Consider the following 18,876-nt stretch of genomic DNA (forward strand, 5'->3'; position numbering starts at 1 on the left):
TAAGGCATGCCGCCAGCGTTCAATCTGAGCCAGGATCAAACTCTTCAGTTTAATCTCTGTTACTTTGCCGTTTTACCGGCACCATCATTGCTGATGGGTCGCTCACTCAAAAAACTGACAGGCTACTTCCGAAGAAGTATCCTATTTCATTATTTCTTGTGAACATTTGATATATTTTAAGTATTACGCCAATCCGAAGATTGACGCTGCACTGACATCAAATGCCCACACTTATCGACTGTTAATTGTTAAAGAACTGTATTCGGTACTGCTTTCGCGCTATCGACAAAGCGTTGTGTTTGTCAGCTGCGAAGAAGGAAGAGTATGAAGCGTTTCGGCCATTTCGTCAACCTTCTTTTTTACTACCCAGCCTCGGAAGGCTGTCCCTTTTGTGCCGCAAACCAGTGCGTCTCATCGGGGAGGCGAATCATATCAAAGACCGTCGAAGTTTGGCAAGCGCTTTTCCAGGAAAGCGTGCATGCCTTCTTTTTGTGCAGGCGTACCGAAGGCGGCCTGGAATAAACGGCGCTCGTAGGCGACACCATCGGTCAAGGTCGTTTCAAACGCGCGGTTGACGCAATCCTTGATCATCATGGCCACCGAGGTCGGCATGGCGGCGATAGTCTTGGCGGCAGCCAGGGTTTCCTCCAGCAACTTATCGGCCGGCACCACGCGCGATACCAGGCCGATGCGCTCCGCTTCCGCTGCGTCGATGGTGCGCGCCGTCAGCAGCAGGTCCATGGCCTTGGCCTTGCCGATGGCGCGCGGCAAACGCTGCGTGCCGCCCGCACCCGGCGTGACGCCGACCTTGATTTCCGGCTGGCCAAATTTGGCGCTGTCGGCGGCGATCAGGAAATCGCACATCATGGCCAGTTCGCAACCGCCACCGAGCGCATAGCCAGCCACCGCGCCCACCACAGGTTTGCGCACGCGCAAGATATGTTCCCAGTTGCGGCTAATGTAGCCCTGGGTAAAGGTGTCCGGGTAGGTGTAATCGGCCATGGCGGCGATGTCGGCGCCGGCGGCAAACGCTTTTTCGCTGCCAGTGAGCACGATGCAGCCGATATTGTCATCCGCGTCGAATTTCAGCAAGGCGTCGCCCAGCTCATTCATCATGTTGTCGTTCAAGGCATTCAAGGCCTTCGGGCGATTCAGGCGGATGAGCGCCACTTTGTCCTGGATATCGATGATCAAGTCTTCGTATTGCATATAGTCTCCTCTGGATGAACACGGTGACAACGATTGTAGCGGCTAACGGCAGCGGCGCGGCAGGTGCACTGCTATTATTGTGAGCCTGATCATTTTCATATCGAGCAAGATATTTTCTCCTCCCTCTTCCAGTACTGCGCCCATTACCTGCGCGGCGACGGCAGCGCCGCCAGCGTGAATTTCCGCCGCCTGTGGTTCAGCAACGGCCTCAATTGCTTCGGCGCCCAGATCACCTCGCTGGCCCTGCCCCTGTGTGCGGTACTGTTATTGCATGCGACGCCGGAACAGATGGGCGTGCTGGTTGCCTTGCAGGCGCTGCCGTTCGCCCTGTTCGGCTTGCCCGTCGGCGTGCTGCTGGACCGGCGCAGCAAGCACCCGATCATGCTGTTCAGCGAAAGCATGTCCGGCCTGGCCCTGGCCAGCGTGGCAGTGGCCTATTGGTGCGGCGTGCTGTCGATGCCGTGGTTATATATAGTGGGGTTCATCATCGGCACGGGCTTCGTCGTGGGCGGCGGTGCCGAGCAGGTGTTTCTGACTTTCCTCGTGGGCCGCGATGGCTTGATCGATGCGCAGTCGAAATTTGCCGCCACCGAATCGGCGTCGCGCCTGATCGGCCCCGGCCTGGCCGGCGTACTGGTGCAAGTGCTGTCCGCACCCGTCGCCATCCTGTGCACGGCGTGCGGCTATCTGATTTCCGTCTTCAATTTGCGCGCCATGAGCGTGCGCGATCCACGGCCGGCGCCATCCGACAAGCACGCCTTGCGCGACATCGCCGACGGCTTGCTGTTCGTGTGGCGCGAACCGCTGCTGCGCGCGCTGGCCTGGGGCGCCGGCATCTGGCATTTCCTGTTTTACGCCAGCATGGCCTTGACGGTGCTGTTCGCCACGCGCGATCTGGGCATGAGTCCTGGCGTGCTGGGCATGACGCAGATGCTGGGCGGCGCCGGCGTGCTACTCAGCGCCTTCATCGTCAAGCCATTGACGAAGCGCTACGGCGCCGGCCGCACCATCCTGATCGGCCTGGCATCCACCTCCGTGTGCTTTGCCCTGACGCCAACGATTCCGGCAGCACTGTTCGGCAGCGCGGCCGCCAGCGCCGTGGCGTATGCCATATTGATGTTCTTTTTCGATTGCGGCGTGATGCTGTTCTTTATTCCCTACCTGGGCCTGCGCCAGAAGGTGACGCCCGACCCCATGCTGGGCCGCATGACGTCGACCATGCGCTTTCTGACGGTGGCGACGGCGCCGCTGGGCGCGCTGGCCGCCGGCTGGATCGCGGAACACTTTGGCGTGCGCAATGGTCTCGCTTGCATCGCGGCCGGCAGCATCCTGTTGACGGTGGCCATGGTGTGGGGCACGCCGCTGCGTAGCGTGCGCACCTGAAGCGATGAACGGGCATACACTGCTAAAAGATTGCCTTGGCGACACTATTCACGCCAAAGCCTGTGAGGTTTGATTTATATCAAGGTTTTAATTGATGTAAATCCATAAGCTGTCTTACATCACTTGAGGAGCACGCCATGTTTAACACCATCTTATTTCCCACCGACGGCTCGCCGTTGTCCGACAAAGCCGCCGAGACCGCCCTCGCCTTCGCCCAACTGAACAAGGCCAAGCTGGTCGCCATCAGCGTGGTGCAGCCCTTCCCGTTCTCGCCGATGGCCGACGGCGGCATCGTGCTCGACGCCAGCCTGTATGAACAGCAGATGCAGGAAGCGTCGCAACGCGCCATCGACAAGATCGGCGCAGCGGCAAGCGCTGCCGGCGTGCCTTTCGAAGGCGTGGTGGCCGTATCGCCGAGCCCGCACGATGAAATCGTCAATGCGGCGCAAACCTACCATTGCGACATCATCCTGATGGCCTCGCATGGCCGCAAGGGCTTGAACAAGTTGTTCGTGGGCAGCGAAACGCAAAAAGTGCTGGCCCACACCCATTTACCCGTCATGATCCTGCGCTAACCTTGCGCTAGCGCAATCCCCGCCCGGCGCCGCGATAAACTCAGCGCGCCGGCGCCTGCTTCGGCAACAACACCCACACGGCGCCGCTCTGTTTCATGCGGCCCGCATTCTCGGCCGCTTCCGCGCCAAAGCCAAAGAAATAATCGACACGGATCGGCCCGCGAATGGCGCCGCCCGTATCCTGCGCCATCACCAGGCGCTGCATGGGAATCTCGCTATTGGCTTGCGTGGTGGACAGGAACACGGGCGCGCCCAGCGGCAGGAAGCGCGAATCGATGGCCACCGAACGCTGCGGCGTCAGCGGCACGCCCAGCGCGCCCTTCGGCCCCACTTTCGGATCGGGCAAGCGCTCTTCCTTGAAGAAGACATAGCTGGGATTGGCGTTGAACAATTCATCCTTGCGCGTGGGATGGCCGGCGATCCACGCCTTGATGCCCTGCGCGGACGCCTGGCTCAGGGTCAGCTCGCCCTTGTCGACCAGGTAGCGGCCGATCGATTTATACGGATGGCCGTTTTGATCCGCATACGCCACGCGCACGGTTTCCTGCGTATCGGTCAGCTGCACGCGCCCGGAACCCTGCACTTGCAGGAAGAACGCCTCGACTTCGTCATCCACCCACAGCAATTCCTTGCCCGTGACGGACGTGGCGCGCTCGATGTCGGCGCGGGTTGCGTACGGTATCACCTTCTTGCCGACCAGCTTGCCCCGCAAGCGCATGTTTTTCAGTTCCGGATACACGCCGGACAAGTCCACCGAGACCAGATCGTCAGGCACCTTGTACAGCGGTGTCTGGTATGGACCGCCGCGCTTGCGCGCGCCGTGCAGCAATGGCTCGTAATAACCGGTCACCAGTCCAGTATTGGCGCCATCGGCGGTGACGACTTGATTTGGCACAAAGAAGGTCTCGAAAAACAGGCGGATGGCCTTGTCGCTGTCGGCATTGACCTGGCGCGCAATCGTGCACGATTCCTTCCAGTCCGGCCGTTTCACCAGCACGCCGCACGAAGCCATGAAGGCGGGCCAGGCGGCGCGCATGTCGTCGCGGGCCCAGCCTGGCAAGGCGGCAAACTTGGCGGGCACGAAGGTGGGCGCCGCCACATCCGTGGCATCCTTGGCATCGGCCGGCTTGGCAGGCACAGGCTTGACGACGGTCGGCGCAATGGCGGGCGCCTTGCCGCTGGAAGCAGCGGGCGGCGCGACGGGCGGCGTGGTGCAGGCGGACAAGACAAGCGCGACGGCGCCGATTGAAACGGGTAGACTACCGCGTGTAAACAGACGGCTGGTAAATGGGCTGCGGGTAAATAACATAGGGATGCGTATGTGGATCTTGATGATAGAGGCGCTGGTGGCGTTCTTCTTGCTGGCATTTATAGTCTGGTGGACCATGTATTCGGGCAAAAAGCCCGCACCGCCGGCACGCAAGCAGCTCAGTGAAGAACAGGACGCCACCGAAAAACTGAAATAAGGGGGCAAGCCCCCGGCGTTTCCTTAATGCAGGGTGCGCGGCACCGACAGCACGAACTCGGGAATCGGCGCTTCGAACTGATGGCCGTCTTCGGCCACGCAGAAGTATTCGCCGTGCATCGAGCCTTGCGGCGTGCCCAGCATGGTGCCGCTCGTGTATTCGAACTGCTCGCCCGGCTGCAACAGCGGCTGGTGACCGACGGCACCCAGGCCGCGCACTTCTTCCACCTTGTTGTTCGCATCCGTGATGACCCAGTGGCGCGAAATCAGTTGCGCGCCAGCCGTGCCCGTGTTGACGACGCGGATCGTGTAGCTGAACACGTGCCGCCCCTGGTCCGGTGCCGATTGATCGGGCAGATATTGCGTTTTGACCGTTACCGTAAATTCATAAGTCGCCATCGTCATTCCTCTTCAGACATTGCCAGTCATATTGTGTGTCGCGCGCGACGCATTGGCCATCGCGCGATGCGTATTCTGTGTTTCACCGTACTTCAATGAGGCATGGTAACGGCGTCAGGCGTAAAATAGCGCAAATCGCATTTTCTATCCTTTGGCTACTTCACCATGACAACATTCCGTATCGCTCCCAGCATCCTGTCCGCCGACTTTGCCCGCCTGGGCGAGGAAGTGCGCAACGTCGTTACCGCCGGCGCCGACATCATCCACTTCGACGTGATGGATAACCATTACGTGCCGAACCTGACCATCGGCCCGCTGGTGTGCGAAGCGATCCGCCCGCACGTGCAAGTACCCATCGATGTGCATCTGATGGTCAAGCCTGTCGATCGCATTATCCCGGATTTCGCCAAGGCTGGCGCGAACATCATCACCTTTCACCCGGAAGCGTCGGATCACGTCGACCGTTCCTTGCAGTTGATCCGCGACAATGGCTGCAAATCGGGCCTGGTATTCAACCCGGGCACGCCGCTGCACTACCTGGAACACGTGATGGACAAGATCGACATCATCCTGATCATGTCCGTCAACCCGGGCTTCGGCGGCCAGTCCTTCATTCCGCAAGCGCTGAAGAAAATCGCCGAAGCGCGCCGCATGATCGACGAATCGGGCCGTGACATCATGCTGGAAGTCGATGGCGGCATCAAGATCGACAACATCGCCGCCGCTGCCGCCGCCGGCGCCGACACCTTTGTCGCCGGCTCGGCCATCTTCGGCAAGCCGGACTACAAGGCAGTCATCGACGCCATGCGCGCCGAGCTGGCCAAAACGGTAGGCAACTGATGCAGGCGGGCACGGTGAAAGACCACGTACTGGCTGGCGTGCGCGCCGCCATCATCGACCTCGATGGCACGATGCTCGACACCGTGCCCGATTTTCATGTCGCCATCAATGGCATGCGCGCCGAACTGGACCTGGCACCCATCAGCGCCGACGCCATTAAGTTGATGGTGGGCAAGGGTTCGGAAAACCTGATCCGCACCGTGCTGGCGCTCGACTTCGATGACGCCGGCGTGGAACAGCGTTTCGAGCAGGCGATGGAGGGCTACCAGCGTCACTACCTGGCCATCAACGGCCAGTTCAGCACCCTGTATCCGGAGGTCGAAGCGGGATTGTCGGCGATGCAGGCGGCGGGCCTGCGCCTGGCCTGCGTCACCAACAAGCCGATCGCCTTCGCCCTGCCCCTGCTGAAACTGAAAAACCTGGACCAGTATTTCGAGATCGTCTATGGCGGCGATTCGCTGCCGCAGAAAAAACCGCACCCCATGCCGCTGCTGCAAGTGTGCGCGGACTTCGACCTGCCGCCATCCAAAGTGGTGGCCATCGGCGACTCCTCGAATGACGCGCAAGCGGCCAGGGCTGCGGCTTGCCCCGTACTGACGGTACCGTATGGCTACAATCACGGACACTCTATACACGATACCGATTCCGATGGTATAGTAAAGACACTGCTCGAAGCAGCCCGTTTTATTGGCATGCAAAACTAACCGGCATACTGACCAAACCCAACACCATATCGTGAACACGTTTCTCATCAAAAAACACAATGTCACCCAAACCGGCTCGATTGAGGCCTGGCTTTGGCGACGCTGGCAATCCTGGCAGGCTTAAGGGCCGAGCCGTTACGATTGCTGCCGGTTGTACGCACGTCGTTTGCGCATATTGCGCACGTTGCGTGTCCCGGCAAGTTTTTTGATAACCCACCGCAGGGTTTGTGCACTATGCACACTCATACCCTGACGGCATGGAGAGAAACATGACCGAACTCGAATTCAAATCGCTGGCCCAGCAAGGCTACAACCGCATCCCCCTGATCGCGGAAGCGTTCGCCGACCTGGAAACCCCGCTCACCCTGTACCTGAAACTGGCACAGTCCCAACAAGGCGGCAAGAACACCTTCCTGCTCGAATCCGTCGTCGGCGGCGAACGCTTCGGCCGCTATTCCTTCATCGGCTTGCCCGCCACGACCGTGTTGCGCAGCTATGGCAAACGCACCGAAATCGTCAAGAACGGCAGCGTGATCGAAGAACACGAAGGCAATCCGCTCGACTTCATCGAACAATTCCAGTCGCGCTTCAAGGTGGCCCTGCGCCCCGGCATGCCGCGCTTCTGCGGCGGCCTGGCCGGCTACTTCGGCTACGACACCGTGCGCCACATCGAGAAAAAACTCGCCGGCGGCGCGCCGAAAGATGACTTGAAGCTGCCCGACATCCAGCTGATGGTGACGGAAGAACTGGCCGTCATCGACAACCTGTCCGGCAAGCTCTACCTGATCGTCTACGCCGACACCACGCAACCCGAATCGTTTTCGAAAGCACAGCAGCGCCTGAAGGACTTGCGCATGATGCTGCGCCGCGGCGTCGATGCGCCCGTCACCAGTGCTTCCGTGCGCACGGAAACCATCCGCGACTTTTCCAAGGAAGACTACCTGAAGGCCGTCGCCAAGGCGCATGAATATGTGATGGCGGGCGACCTGATGCAGGTGCAGATCGGCCAGCGCATCCGCAAACCTTATGTCGATTCGCCTCTGACTCTGTACCGCGCCTTGCGTTCGCTCAACCCGTCGCCGTATATGTACTTCTATAATTTCGGTGACATGCAGATTATCGGCGCCTCGCCGGAAATTCTGGTGCGCAACGAGAAGACGGCGGACGGCGGCAAGAAAGTCACCCTGCGCCCCATCGCCGGCACCCGTCCGCGCGGCGCCACGCCAGAGCGCGACGCCGAATTGTCGGCCGAGCTGCTGGCCGACCCGAAAGAGATCGCCGAGCACGTGATGCTGATCGACCTGGCGCGCAACGATATCGGCCGCATCGCCGAAACGGGCAGCGTGCAAGTCACCGACCGCATGGTCATCGAAAAATACTCGCACGTGCAGCACATCGTCTCGAACGTGGAAGGCAAGCTGAAAGACGGCCTGTCGAACCTGGACGTGCTGCGCGCGACCTTCCCCGCCGGCACCCTGACGGGCGCGCCGAAAGTGCGCGCCATGGAAGTGATCGACGAACTGGAAATCACCAAGCGCGGCATCTACGGCGGCGCCTGCGGCTACCTGTCGTTTGGCGGCGAAATGGATGTGGCGATCGCCATCCGCACGGGCGTGGTCAAGGACGGCATGCTGTACGTGCAGGCCGCGGCCGGCATCGTGGCCGACTCCATCCCCGAAATGGAATGGCAGGAAACGGAAAACAAGGCGCGTGCCGTACTGCGCGCCGCCGAACAAGTGCAAGATGGCCTGGATGGAGGGTTTTAAGATGCTGCTGATGATCGACAACTACGACTCCTTCACCTACAACATCGTGCAGTATTTCGGCGAGTTGGGCGAAGACGTGCGGGTCTACCGCAACGATGAAATCACGATCGCACAGATCGAGGCGCTGAACCCGGACCGCATCTGCATCTCGCCCGGTCCGAAAGCGCCGGCACAGGCGGGCATTTCCGTGGAAGTGCTCAAGCACTTCGCCGGCAAGAAACCGATACTGGGCGTGTGCCTGGGCCACCAGGCCATCGGCGAAGCGTTTGGCGGCAACGTCATCCGCGCCAAGCAAGTCATGCATGGCAAGACTTCCTTTATCGCGCATACGGGCGTGGGCGTTTTCAAAGACTTGCCCAGCCCCTTCACAGTGATCCGCTACCACTCTTTGGCGATCGAACGCGCCTCGCTGCCTTCCTGCCTGGAAGTGACGGCGTGGACGGACGACGGCGAAATCATGGGCGTGCGCCACCGGGAATACGATATCGAGGGCGTGCAGTTCCACCCCGAATCGATCCTCTCGGAGCACGGCCACGCCCTGCTGAAGAACTTTCTCGAGCGCTGATTTTCCGCGCACGCCACGGCGTGCCATCAGTGTCCTCCTGCGCCATCATTGAAGAAGGAAGCATCATGCCGATCACACCACAAGAAGCCCTGCTGCGCTGCATCGAACACCGCGAAATCTTTCACGACGAAATGCTGTACCTGTTCCGCCAGATCATGTCCGGCGAAATGTCGCCCACCATGATCGCCGCCCTCACCATGGGCTTGCGCGTGAAAAAGGAAACCATCGGCGAAATCGCCGCGGCCGCGCAAGTGATGCGCGAATTTTCCACCAAGGTGCCCATGGCCGACACCACCAACCTGCTCGACATCGTCGGCACGGGCGGTGACGGCGCGCACACGTTCAATATTTCCACCGCCTCGATGTTCGTGGCGGCGGCAGCCGGCGCGCGCGTGGCCAAGCATGGCGGGCGCAGCGTCTCTTCCTCGTCCGGCAGCGCCGACGTGCTGGACTCGCTGGGCGTCAACATCAACCTGCAGCCCGAGCAGATCGCCCAGTCGATCGCGCAAACGGGCATCGGCTTCATGTATGCGCCCAACCACCACGCGGCCATGAAACATGCGGCGCCCGTGCGCAAGGAACTGGGCGTGCGCACCATTTTCAATATCCTGGGCCCCTTGACCAATCCCGCCGGCGCGCCGAACATTTTGATGGGCGTGTTCCACGCCGACCTGGTCGGCATCCAGGTGCGCGTGCTGCAGCGCCTGGGCGCGCAGCACGCCATCGTCGTGTATGGCCGCGACAACATGGATGAAGTGTCGCTGGGCGCGGCCACCATGGTCGGTGAACTGGTCAACGGCGAAATCCGTGAATATGAAATCCATCCCGAAGACTTCGGCATGTCGATGATCGCCAGCCGCAACCTGAAGGTGGCCGATTCCGTGGAATCGAAAGCCAAGATGATGGAAGCGCTGCGCGGCGAGCCCGGTGCGGCCGCCGACATCGTGGCCCTGAACGCGGGCACGGCGCTGTACGCGGCCGGCGTGGCCAGTTCGATCGAAGACGGCCTGGCGCGCGCGCGCACCGCCGTCAGTTCGGGCGCGGCCCTGGCGAAACTCGCTCAATTCGTGCAGGTCACGCAACAGCTGGGCACCCCGGCGCAAGCGTAAGCTGCCGCCCTCCTTTATAGAATAGCGACCATCATGTCCGACATACTCGATAAAATCCTGGCCGTGAAAGCCGATGAAGTAGCCAGGGCCAAGGCCCGCCGCAGCCTGGCCAGCCTGCGCGGCGACGTGGAAAGCGACAGCGCCCTGCGCGCCGGCCTGCGCGGCTTCGAAGCGAGCCTGCGCCAGCACATCGCCGCCGGCAAGCCCGGCATCATCGCCGAAGTAAAAAAAGCGTCGCCGTCGAAAGGGGTCATTCGCGCCGACTTCCGCCCGTCTGATATCGCCGCCAGCTATGCCGCGCATGGCGCGGCCTGCCTGTCCGTGCTGACGGATGAACAGTTCTTCCAGGGATCCGTGGAGTACCTGCAGCAGGCGCGCGCCGCCTGCGCCATCCCCGTGCTGCGCAAGGATTTCATGGTCGACATGTACCAGCTCTATGAAGCGCGCGCCATGGGCGCCGACTGCATCCTGTTGATCGTCGCGGCGCTCGACCATGGCCTGATGGCAGAGATGGAAGCGTGCGCCCACGAACTGGGCATGGGCGTGCTGATCGAAAGCCACGACGGCGACGAACTGACGGCGGCCCTGAAACTCAAGAGCGCATTGATCGGCATCAACAACCGCAACCTGCGCACCTTCGAAACGTCGCTCGACACGACCATCAAGCTGTTACCGCGCATCCCGCAAGACAAATTGATCATCACGGAATCGGGCATCCACGGCACGGCCGACGTGCAACGCATGCGTGATGCGCACATCCATAGCTTCCTCGTGGGCGAAGCGTTCATGCGCGCGCCCGACCCCGGCGTGGAGCTGGAACGCCTGTTCAGTTAAACCATGGTAGGCTGGTAGCATGAGATACGGAATTATCGTCCTTGCCGCCGCCAGCCTGCTATCGGCCTGCCAGACCGCGGCCCCGCCGGCGGTGAGTACGCCCACGTCCACGCCCCCTCGCACGCCGGCCGCGATACAGCTCGCGGCCAGCATCGACGCCTACAAGTCGCTGGTGGCGCAGCAGATCATGGCCGCCAACACCGCCTACACGTTCAGCGGGCGCCTGCCGCCCATGCTGCCGGCCATCGTCGTGCTCGACCTGAGCGTGGGCCCGGACGGCGAGCTGAAAAGCGTGCATGTGCACCGTTCGCGCGACAGCGAAGCATCGGCCGCGGCGCTGGCCGCCGTGCGGCGCGTGCCCACCCTCTTTCCGCCAGCGGCACACCTGATGCACCGCCACGCCCGGACCTTCGATTTCTCCGAAACCTTCCTGTTCAACGACCAGTACCAATTTCAGCTGCGGACCTTGTCCGGTCCTCAGTAAACGCGGCGGTATCGAGTTCGATGCGGTCGCGTCCCCGCTCCTTGGCCAGGTACAGGGCCGCATCGGCGCGCGACAACAGCTGTTCCAGCCCTTCCACCACCGACGCCTGGCAAGCGACGCCAATGCTGACCGTACACGGTGGCAGCTCCGCATGACTGGGCTCGCGCAGCAAGGCGCGGATGCGTTCGGCCACACCCAACGCATCATGCGCCGGCATGTCCGGCATCAGCACGACGAACTCCTCGCCGCCGAAACGCGCCACGCAATCCGATTCGCGCAGGGCGCCCTTGATAACGGTGGCCACATGCGCCAGCACCAGGTCACCCACCGCGTGACCGTGGCGGTCATTGATCGATTTGAAGTAATCGAGGTCGATGCTGAGCAATGTCAACGGCAAACGGCGGCGGCGCAGATTGTCTATCTCGCGCGCATAGGCGTCGCCAAAGCCGCGCCGGTTCAGCACCTGGGTCAGCGGATCGTGGGTCGAGCGGCGCTCCAGTATCTGCTGCAGGCGGCGCGTCGCCACCGTCATGAAGCCCACCGTCAGCAGCAGCGCCATGAAATTGGCAACCGCCAGATAGATGCCCGCCGGCGTGCCGGCCACCGTCAGGTTCACGCTGGCGCCGCCATGCAGCAAGGCAGACACGCCGCGCGCCAGCACCACGACGGCTTGCATCAGCATCAGCGCGGCAAAGAAAAAACTCGAGAAATGGCGCTCGCCGTGCCGCCACACCAGTTGCACCTGGCGCGCATAAAACAGGAATACCAGCAGGGAAAAGACCGCCACGCGCGCCGAGAAATCGGGGTGTACCAGCAACCACCAGCTATTGCCGGCGATGGCCAGGGCAAGTATCAGCAGATAGGCGCGGCGGCTGGGCGCCAGGCCAAAGAATTTTTCCGTGCCCAGCATCGACAGGCCGATGCCGGCCACCAGCGCCGCATTGGCCGCGATCATGGACAATGCCGGCGGCAGCACTTCACGGGTGCCGAACAGCAGGGACGCGCACACCAGCAACAGCAAGCCGGCCGCCCAATGCCCCAGGCCATGCACCTCGCGCCGGAAACTGCGATACACCGAGAACATGACGATGCTCATCGCCCCGCACATCAGGGTCGTCATCAGCATAATCGTTCGGGGATCGAGGGTTTGCACGTTGGGCGCGATCTAAAAGAAGCGGTTCGGCAATTTTAGTTTAGTTAAAGAAAAATTAGTTCATTTGCAGTAAATATGATGGCAAGCCGCCAGTTTCGGCGGATAAGTTGCATTTGGGAAATTGCTGTTTGAAATAGAAAACCGGCCAGTGACGGCCGGTTTTCTGTCTTACCGCATGAGCATCATGCCGCGCTAGGACGCTTCGGCCCCGTGGCTTTCTTCGGCGCCGGCAGCAGCGCCAGACTGACGCCGGGCACGCGGTCGCCCTGCAGCACGGCTGCAAACGTCATCAACTCGTCGCGGCGGAAGGCGTGGATGGCCACCTTGGCGCCGACGGCGTAGCGGCCCAGCAAGGTGTCCAGGTTGGCCGGGTGACCCGTCACGCGCAAGCCATCAATGGCCACCAGCACGTCGCCCGCCGACAGGCCTGCCAGGTGGGCGGCGCCGCCCTGGTGCACCTGCGCCAGCTTGGCATCGTTGCCGTCGCGGCCCAGGTTGACGTCCAGGCTTGCCTTTTCCGCCTTGCGCGCGTCGCTGTATTTCACGCCGAACGGCGCCAGCAGGCGCGCCAGCGGCACATCGTCCGTGCCGCGGATGTAGCGCTCGAAGAACGGTTTCAGGCGCGTGCCGGCAATTTCATCGAACAGGGCTTCGACTTCGGCCGGCGTCACGCCGCGGCCTTTGCCTTCTCCCTTGCCCTTGTAGAAATCGCGGCCATAGCGCTGCCACAAGGCCTGCATCACATCGTCCAGCGATTTCTCGCCATTCGTCTTCGTACGCAGTGTCAGATCGAAGGCCAGCGCGATCAGCGAACCCTTGGTGTAGTAGCTGACGATGGCGTTCGGCGCGTTTTCATCCTGGCGGTAGTACTTGCCCCAGGCGTCGAAGCTGGAATCGGCCACGCTTTGCTTCGTGCGGCCGCTGCCGCGCAAGACGCTGTTGACGGTTTTTCCGAGCAGCTTGAAATAGGCCGCTTCATCGATCAGGCCCGCGCGCACCAGCATCAGGTCGTCGTAATAGCTGGTGAATCCCTCGAACAGCCACAGCAGCGGCGAATAGCTTTCCGCCTGCAGGTTGTACGGCGCAAAGGCGGCCGGCTTGATGCGCTTGACGTTCCAGGTATGGAAGTACTCATGGCTGCACAGGCCCAGGAATTTCAGGTAGCCGTCGCCGATTTCCGTGCTGGTCGACGCCGTCGTCGGCAGGTCGGCACGCGCGCAGATCAGCGCCGTCGAGGCGCGGTGTTCCAGACCGCCGTATCCGTCGCCGACGGCCATGGTCATGAACACATAGCGGTCCATCGGCGCTTTCCTTGTCTTCGGCTCGAAGAAGGCGATTTGCGTTTCGCAGATGGCTTTCAGGTCGCGGCACAGGCGGTCCAGGTCCAGGTTCGGCACCTTGCCCGTGACGACGATATCGTGCGGCACGCCATGCGCGGTGAAAGTGGCCAGCGCGAAGTCGCCCATCTCCACCGGGTGGTCGATCAGCTCATCGTAGTTGGCCGCCTGGTAGCTGCCGAAGCCATAGCGTTTCGCTTTCAATTCCGGCAGGGTGGTGGCCACTTTCCACGTCTTGCAGGCCGCATCCTTCGGCTGCACGATATGCACTTCATGCGGCTCAGCCTCCTGGCCCAGCACGCGCAGGAACACGCTGGTGCCGTTGAAGAAGCCGTGGTTCTGGTCCAGGTGGGCGGCGCGCACGGACAAGTCCCAGGCATACACGTCGTATTCGACGGTCAACGGGCCCTTGCACGGGGCGGCTTGCCACGAATGCTTGTCCAGCTTGGTCAGCGCCACGGCCTTGCCCTCGGACTCGGCGCGGATGCTGACGATATTGCGCGAAAATTCGCGGATCATGTAGCTGCCCGGGATCCAGGCCGGCAAAGCAAATACCTGGCCGATGGCGGCCGGCGACTTGACGGTCAACGTCACCTTGAACATGTGACCGGCCAGGTCGGCTGCGGCAATGCTGTAGATGATGCCGGCGGCCGGTGTGGTTTTCACTGCGGTTTTTGCCGCGGCTTTGCTTGTGGCTTTGCCGCTTGCCTTGGCTCCCGCCTTGGCGGTGATTTTTTGAATCGGTGCTTTCTTCATGTTTTCCTCGTGTCTGGCATGGATGTTCTACAATCGCCCGGGCGCGCCAGGCGCCGGCGACAAATCGTCAGGTGTATCAATATCGCGCAAGATGCCGCTGTCGTCCACTGCTACTTCGCACACGGCATGGCTGTTGACGATGCTGCGCGCGCCCTGGTCGCCATCGAGTGCCAGCAGCAGCGGCAAGTGAAAGGTGCTGAACGCGACAGGATTGCCGCGCCGTCCCCGGAACACGGGCACGGCGATGCGCGCGCCATCGCCGATGGCGTGCGACAAGGCGGCGATTGTAGCCGCTTCCACACTAGGCATGTCGCCCAGGGCGATCAGCCAGCCCGGCGCACCGCGCACGTGACCGATGGCGCAGGTGAGCGAGGCGGCCATGCCCGTGTCGGCATCATGGCAGACGCGCACCTCGCAGCCCAGCGCACCGAGCTGGCGCGCGACCTCGGCATCGTCGGGGCGCACCACGGCCAGCACGCGCGGCAAGGCAGCCAGCATGTTCCTCGCTGCCGCCACCACCACCGGCAGACCCGCGTGCGGTCCTTCCGCCAATGGCTGCAATAATTTGTTCTGCACGCCGGCAGGGTCGAACCTGCGTCCCCTTCCGGCTGCCAGCAAGATGCCGACCGTGCTCAAAAAACCGCTACCGTCATGCGGCCGCCAAATCAAAAGGCAGCTTGCGCAAGCGCTTGCCCGTCAGCGCGAACAGCGCGTTGGCGAAGGCGGGCGCCAGCGGCGGCACGCCCGGCTCGCCCATGCCCGTCGGCGCATCGCCCGACGGCACCAGGTGCACCTCGATCACCGGCATGTCGGGCATGCGCGGCACGGGGTAGTCGCCAAAGTTCTGCTGCTCCACCACGCCATCCTTGAGCGTGATGGCTGCGCCGGGAATCGTCATGCCCAGCGCCATCAGCGCGGCGCCCTGCACTTGCGCCTCGATCGTCAGGGGATTGACGGCCAGGTTGCAATGCACGCCCGCCCATACCTGGTGCAGCTTGGGTGCGCCTTGTACCACCGACGCCGTCACCACATAGGCCACCACGGAATTGAACGATTCGTGCATGGCCACGCCCCAGGCTTGCCCCTTCGGCAGCTTCTTCTTGCCGTAGCCGGACTTGGCCACGGCCAGGTCCAGGGCGGCGATGTGGCGCGTATGCTTGGCGTCGATCAGCTGCTTGCGGTAGGCGACGGGGTCCATCTTCGCCACGTGCGCCGCCTCGTCGATCAGGGTTTCCATGACGAAGGCCGTGTGCGTCGAGCCGACGGAGCGCCACCACAGCACGGGCACGTTCGCCTTGGCCGTGTGCACGGACAGCTTCATCGGCAGGGTGTAGGGCTCGCCCATGCCTTCGACCATGGTGCCGTCGACGCCATTTTTCACCATGAAGGCTTCGAACGGCGTGCCGGCCATGATGGACTGGCCAACGATGGTATGGTCCCAGGCGAGGATTTTCCCTTTGGCGTCGAGGCCGATCTGCGCGCGGTGCACATGCGACGGCCGGTAGTAGCCGCCCTTGATGTCATCCTCGCGGCTCCACATCAGCTTTAACGGGCCGCCCTTGCCCGCCGCCCGGTATGCCTTGGCGACGTTAACGGCTTCGACCACGTAGTCGGACGAGGGCACGGCGCGCCGGCCAAAGCCGCCGCCGGCCATCATCGTGTGCAGGGTGACCTGCTCCGGTTTCAGGCCGGAGGTCGCCGCGATGGCCGCCTGGTCGCCCGTCTGGAATTGCGAACCCACCCACATCGTGCATTTGTCGGCCTGCAGGTCGACGACGCAATTGAGCGGCTCCATCGGCGCGTGCGCCAGGTAGGGGAATTCATACACGGCTTCGATCTTTTTCGGCGCCGAGGCCAGCTTGGCCATGTCGGCAGGTCTGGCGACCGTGCCCGGCGTTTTCGCCAGGGCCTTGAAGGCGGCCAGCTGCTTGTCGCTGCTGACCTTTTCCACGGCGCTCGTGTCCCATTCGATCACCAGCGCGTCGCGCCCCTGTTTGGCCGGCCAGTAGCCTTCGGCGATGACGGCCACGCCGCTGCCGCCACGGTCGGTTTTGACTTCCAGCACGTCCAGCACGCCCTTGATGGCTTTCGCCTTGCTGGCGTCGAATTTCGCCACTTTCGCGCCAAACACGGGCGGGCGCGCCACCATGGCCACTTTCGCGCCAGGCGGCTTGAAGTCGATGCCGAACTGCTGCTTGCCCGTGGATTTGGCGGCCGCATCCAGGCGTTTCACGGGTTTGCCGATGATGGCAAAGTCGCGCGGGTCCTTCAGCTTGACGGTGGCGGGCACTGGCTGGCGCATGGCCGCGTCGGCAAATTCGCCAAACGTGGCCTTTTGTCCGCCGGGGCCATACAGCACGCCCTTGGCGGCGCGCACCTGGTCGGGGCTGACTTTCCATTGCGCGGCGGCGGCGCCCACCAGCATGGCGCGCGCCTTGGCGCCGATTTCGCGGTACTGCGTAAACGAATGGGCGATGCTGCCCGAACCGCCCGTCATCTGCATGCCGTAGGCGGCATCCTTGTACTGCTCGCCGGCAGGCGCCAGCGCGCCGTGCACCAGGCTCCAGTCGGCGTCGAGTTCCTCGGCGATCAGCATGGGCAAGCTCGTTTGCACGCCCTGGCCGAATTCCAGCCGGTTCACCTGCACCGTCACCGTGTTATCGGGGGCGATGTGCAGGAAAGCGTTCGGTGCATACACGGGCTTGGCGGGTGCGGCATCGGCCGCCTGCGCCAGCTTGCCTGCACCCGGCAGGAAAAAGCCCAGCATCAAGCCGCCGCCGGCCACCGCGCCCGCCTTCATGAAACCGCGCCGCGACACGCCATCCGCCACGCCCGGCGAAGCCGATGCCAGCGCCGCGCCCAGGGTCACCCCGCCATGCTGCAATGCTTCCTGATTCAACCATTCGATACGCATGTCGCTCTCCTCAGGCCAGGGTCTTGGCCGCGTCCTTGATGGCCGCGCGGATCCGTTGATAGGTGCCGCAGCGGCAGATATTGCCGCTCATGGCGCCGTCGATGTCGGCATCGCTGGGCGCCTTGTTGGTGCGCAGCAGCGCCGTGGCACTCATCACCTGGCCGCTTTGACAGTAGCCGCATTGCGGCACGTCGTGCCGCACCCACGCCGCCTGCACGGCTTTGCCCACCTGGTCGTTTTCCATCGCTTCGATGGTGGTGATCTTTTGCGTGCCGACGGAGGAAATCGGCGTGATGCACGAACGGATGGCCTGGCCGTCGAGGTGCACCGTGCAGGCGCCGCACAGCGCCATGCCGCAGCCGAACTTGGTGCCCGTCATGTTCAGGTTATCGCGCAGCGCCCACAGGATGGGCGTGGAAGGATCGGCATCGACCTGCGTGTCGCGTCCGTTGATATTCAGGGTAATCATCTGCTGCTTCTCCTTTTTTGAATTGTTATGGCGTCTACAAACAACACTTAATGATACGACAGCGGAAAAAAGTGCAAAAAAAAGCGCGCCTTGCGAGGGCGCGCCGTCCAGCCTTCCTGGCGACAGCCCGGATTACTTAATGGTCGAGAATTTCTGTTCCAGCGTTTTCGCATCGACTGCGCCCGGAATGCGGCTGCCGTCGGCAAAGAAGATGGCAGGCGTGCCCGACACGCGCAATTGCTGGCCCAGGGCCAGGATTTTTTCATGCGGATTGGCGCAGGTGGCGGCCACCGTGGCTGGCGCCTTGCCGTTCAACATCCAGTCATCCCAGGCCTTGTTGCGGTCCGGCGCACACCAGACATTGCGCGACTTGACGATGGAGTCCGGCGACAGGATGTTGTACATGAAGGTGTAGACGGTGACGTTGTCGATTTCCTTCAGCGCGTTCTGGCGGAAGCGCTTGCAATAGCCGCAGTTCGGATCTTCGAACACGGCGATCACGCGCTTGCCATTGCCCTTGACGGTCTTCATGGCGGAATCGAGCGGCAAGTCGGAGAATTTGATGCGATTGACTTCGTCCAGGCGCACCTTGGTCAGGTCTTGCGACGTCTTGGCGTCGAAGACGTGGCCGACGAACAGGTATTGCGCGGCCTTGTCCGTGTACAGGATGTCGCCGCCCGTGCGCACTTCATACAGGCCGCCGTACGGCGTTTCCTTGACCGAATCGACCTTGGCGCCTTCGCCCAGACGCGGCTCGATCAGCTTCTTGATGCCCGCTTCCGTTGGCGTTTCCGCGCCGGCGCACGACATCATCAGGCCCGAGGCCAGTACCAATGCGATTCTGCTCATTTTTATCACTATCACTTCTCCACTTGAAACGCCTGGCGGGACTCGCCTCTGGCCCGGCATCGTTA

General features: G+C 62.3%; 19 protein-coding genes. 10 read left to right on the forward strand and 9 right to left on the reverse strand.

What is annotated here, in order from left to right:
- Positions 1-432 precede the first annotated feature (432 nt).
- A complete protein-coding gene (locus tag OX460_RS17095) occupies positions 433-1,209 on the reverse strand; it encodes an enoyl-CoA hydratase (protein WP_251349235.1) in 777 nt (258 codons plus the stop codon).
- 63 nt (positions 1,210-1,272) lie between these two features.
- Between OX460_RS17095 and OX460_RS17100 the strand changes: the two genes are divergently transcribed.
- Entirely contained in the window at positions 1,273-2,592 is a 1,320-nt protein-coding gene (locus OX460_RS17100; protein ID WP_289899381.1) for an MFS transporter, read from the forward strand.
- A gap of 137 nt (positions 2,593-2,729) precedes the next feature.
- A complete protein-coding gene (locus OX460_RS17105) occupies positions 2,730-3,167 on the forward strand; it encodes a universal stress protein (RefSeq protein WP_289899382.1) in 438 nt (145 codons plus the stop codon).
- A gap of 40 nt (positions 3,168-3,207) precedes the next feature.
- On the opposite strand, the gene OX460_RS17110 is transcribed toward OX460_RS17105, so the two are convergent.
- Positions 3,208-4,392 carry a murein transglycosylase A gene (locus OX460_RS17110; RefSeq protein ID WP_306558300.1) on the reverse strand — a complete coding sequence of 395 codons (1,185 nt, stop codon included), beginning with the start codon at positions 4,390-4,392 and terminating at the stop codon, positions 3,208-3,210.
- 106 nt (positions 4,393-4,498) lie between these two features.
- On the opposite strand from OX460_RS17110, the gene OX460_RS17115 reads away from it, so the two are divergent.
- Positions 4,499-4,633, forward strand: a complete 135-nt coding sequence (locus OX460_RS17115; RefSeq protein WP_257218751.1) for a hypothetical protein — start codon at positions 4,499-4,501, stop codon at positions 4,631-4,633.
- 23 nt (positions 4,634-4,656) lie between these two features.
- Here the strand turns inward: OX460_RS17115 and apaG are convergent, their stop codons facing one another.
- Positions 4,657-5,031, reverse strand: coding sequence for a Co2+/Mg2+ efflux protein ApaG (gene apaG, locus OX460_RS17120; protein ID WP_034785627.1), 375 nt, complete (start codon positions 5,029-5,031; stop codon positions 4,657-4,659).
- 165 nt (positions 5,032-5,196) lie between these two features.
- Between apaG and rpe the strand changes: the two genes are divergently transcribed.
- From rpe to OX460_RS17155, 7 genes are all read left to right on the forward strand, one after another.
- The gene (gene rpe, locus OX460_RS17125; RefSeq protein WP_077399332.1) at positions 5,197-5,871 is read left to right on the forward strand and encodes a ribulose-phosphate 3-epimerase; all 675 of its coding nucleotides are present in this window, start codon (positions 5,197-5,199) and stop codon (positions 5,869-5,871) included.
- Positions 5,871-6,575: a phosphoglycolate phosphatase gene (locus OX460_RS17130; protein ID WP_289899383.1), complete on the forward strand. Its 705-nt coding sequence runs from the start codon at positions 5,871-5,873 to the stop codon at positions 6,573-6,575. Before rpe ends, OX460_RS17130 begins: the two co-directional genes overlap by 1 nt.
- Before the next feature lie 269 nt (positions 6,576-6,844).
- Positions 6,845-8,341, forward strand: a complete 1,497-nt coding sequence (gene trpE, locus OX460_RS17135) for an anthranilate synthase component I (protein WP_289899384.1) — start codon at positions 6,845-6,847, stop codon at positions 8,339-8,341.
- 1 nt (position 8,342) lies between these two features.
- Positions 8,343-8,906: an aminodeoxychorismate/anthranilate synthase component II gene (locus tag OX460_RS17140; protein ID WP_077399324.1), complete on the forward strand. Its 564-nt coding sequence runs from the start codon at positions 8,343-8,345 to the stop codon at positions 8,904-8,906.
- Positions 8,907-8,971: 65 nt separating this feature from the next.
- Positions 8,972-10,015 carry an anthranilate phosphoribosyltransferase gene (gene trpD / locus OX460_RS17145; RefSeq protein WP_289899385.1) on the forward strand — a complete coding sequence of 348 codons (1,044 nt, stop codon included), beginning with the start codon at positions 8,972-8,974 and terminating at the stop codon, positions 10,013-10,015.
- Positions 10,016-10,048: 33 nt separating this feature from the next.
- Complete coding sequence (gene trpC, locus OX460_RS17150; protein WP_289899386.1) at positions 10,049-10,849, forward strand: indole-3-glycerol phosphate synthase TrpC; 801 nt, start codon at positions 10,049-10,051, stop codon at positions 10,847-10,849.
- A 19-nt stretch (positions 10,850-10,868) separates the two neighbouring features.
- Positions 10,869-11,333 carry a hypothetical protein gene (locus tag OX460_RS17155; protein WP_289899387.1) on the forward strand — a complete coding sequence of 155 codons (465 nt, stop codon included), beginning with the start codon at positions 10,869-10,871 and terminating at the stop codon, positions 11,331-11,333.
- Here OX460_RS17155 and OX460_RS17160 read toward each other — a convergent pair.
- The 6 genes from OX460_RS17160 to OX460_RS17185 form a co-directional block, all read right to left on the reverse strand.
- A complete protein-coding gene (locus OX460_RS17160; protein ID WP_289899388.1) occupies positions 11,284-12,453 on the reverse strand; it encodes a GGDEF domain-containing protein in 1,170 nt (389 codons plus the stop codon). The two genes, OX460_RS17155 and OX460_RS17160, sit on opposite strands and share 50 nt — an antisense overlap.
- A gap of 215 nt (positions 12,454-12,668) precedes the next feature.
- Positions 12,669-14,579, reverse strand: a complete 1,911-nt coding sequence (locus OX460_RS17165) for a M61 family metallopeptidase (RefSeq protein WP_289899389.1) — start codon at positions 14,577-14,579, stop codon at positions 12,669-12,671.
- A 27-nt stretch (positions 14,580-14,606) separates the two neighbouring features.
- On the reverse strand, positions 14,607-15,215 hold the full coding sequence (locus OX460_RS17170) for a nucleotidyltransferase family protein (RefSeq protein ID WP_289899390.1): 609 nt from the start codon (positions 15,213-15,215) through the stop codon (positions 14,607-14,609).
- A 13-nt stretch (positions 15,216-15,228) separates the two neighbouring features.
- A complete protein-coding gene (locus OX460_RS17175) occupies positions 15,229-17,493 on the reverse strand; it encodes a xanthine dehydrogenase family protein molybdopterin-binding subunit (RefSeq protein WP_289899391.1) in 2,265 nt (754 codons plus the stop codon).
- Positions 17,494-17,503: 10 nt separating this feature from the next.
- Positions 17,504-17,962 (reverse strand): (2Fe-2S)-binding protein, encoded by a 459-nt coding sequence (locus OX460_RS17180; protein WP_289899392.1) that lies wholly within the window; start codon positions 17,960-17,962, stop codon positions 17,504-17,506.
- A gap of 132 nt (positions 17,963-18,094) precedes the next feature.
- A complete protein-coding gene (locus OX460_RS17185; protein ID WP_289899393.1) occupies positions 18,095-18,811 on the reverse strand; it encodes a DsbC family protein in 717 nt (238 codons plus the stop codon).
- Between the last annotated feature and the right edge of the window lie 65 nt (positions 18,812-18,876).

Source organism: Janthinobacterium sp. SUN033 (assembly GCF_030397595.1).
In the GTDB taxonomy this organism is placed as follows: domain Bacteria; phylum Pseudomonadota; class Gammaproteobacteria; order Burkholderiales; family Burkholderiaceae_D; genus Janthinobacterium; species Janthinobacterium kumbetense.

What these genes read in the sequence shown, in the direction of transcription:
- OX460_RS17095 (WP_251349235.1), bottom strand. Translation starts at nt 1,209, where the DNA reads ATGCAATACGAAGACTTGATCATCGATATCCAGGACAAAGTGGCGCTC.
- OX460_RS17105 (WP_289899382.1), top strand. Translation starts at nt 2,730, where the DNA reads ATGTTTAACACCATCTTATTTCCCACCGACGGCTCGCCGTTGTCCGAC.
- OX460_RS17115 (WP_257218751.1), top strand. Translation starts at nt 4,499, where the DNA reads ATGATAGAGGCGCTGGTGGCGTTCTTCTTGCTGGCATTTATAGTCTGG.
- apaG (WP_034785627.1), bottom strand. Translation starts at nt 5,031, where the DNA reads ATGGCGACTTATGAATTTACGGTAACGGTCAAAACGCAATATCTGCCC.
- rpe (WP_077399332.1), top strand. Translation starts at nt 5,197, where the DNA reads ATGACAACATTCCGTATCGCTCCCAGCATCCTGTCCGCCGACTTTGCC.
- OX460_RS17130 (WP_289899383.1), top strand. Translation starts at nt 5,871, where the DNA reads ATGCAGGCGGGCACGGTGAAAGACCACGTACTGGCTGGCGTGCGCGCC.
- trpE (WP_289899384.1), top strand. Translation starts at nt 6,845, where the DNA reads ATGACCGAACTCGAATTCAAATCGCTGGCCCAGCAAGGCTACAACCGC.
- OX460_RS17140 (WP_077399324.1), top strand. Translation starts at nt 8,343, where the DNA reads ATGCTGCTGATGATCGACAACTACGACTCCTTCACCTACAACATCGTG.
- trpD (WP_289899385.1), top strand. Translation starts at nt 8,972, where the DNA reads ATGCCGATCACACCACAAGAAGCCCTGCTGCGCTGCATCGAACACCGC.
- trpC (WP_289899386.1), top strand. Translation starts at nt 10,049, where the DNA reads ATGTCCGACATACTCGATAAAATCCTGGCCGTGAAAGCCGATGAAGTA.
- OX460_RS17155 (WP_289899387.1), top strand. Translation starts at nt 10,869, where the DNA reads ATGAGATACGGAATTATCGTCCTTGCCGCCGCCAGCCTGCTATCGGCC.
- OX460_RS17160 (WP_289899388.1), bottom strand. Translation starts at nt 12,453, where the DNA reads ATGACGACCCTGATGTGCGGGGCGATGAGCATCGTCATGTTCTCGGTG.
- OX460_RS17165 (WP_289899389.1), bottom strand. Translation starts at nt 14,579, where the DNA reads ATGAAGAAAGCACCGATTCAAAAAATCACCGCCAAGGCGGGAGCCAAG.
- OX460_RS17175 (WP_289899391.1), bottom strand. Translation starts at nt 17,493, where the DNA reads ATGCGTATCGAATGGTTGAATCAGGAAGCATTGCAGCATGGCGGGGTG.
- OX460_RS17180 (WP_289899392.1), bottom strand. Translation starts at nt 17,962, where the DNA reads ATGATTACCCTGAATATCAACGGACGCGACACGCAGGTCGATGCCGAT.
- OX460_RS17185 (WP_289899393.1), bottom strand. Translation starts at nt 18,811, where the DNA reads ATGAGCAGAATCGCATTGGTACTGGCCTCGGGCCTGATGATGTCGTGC.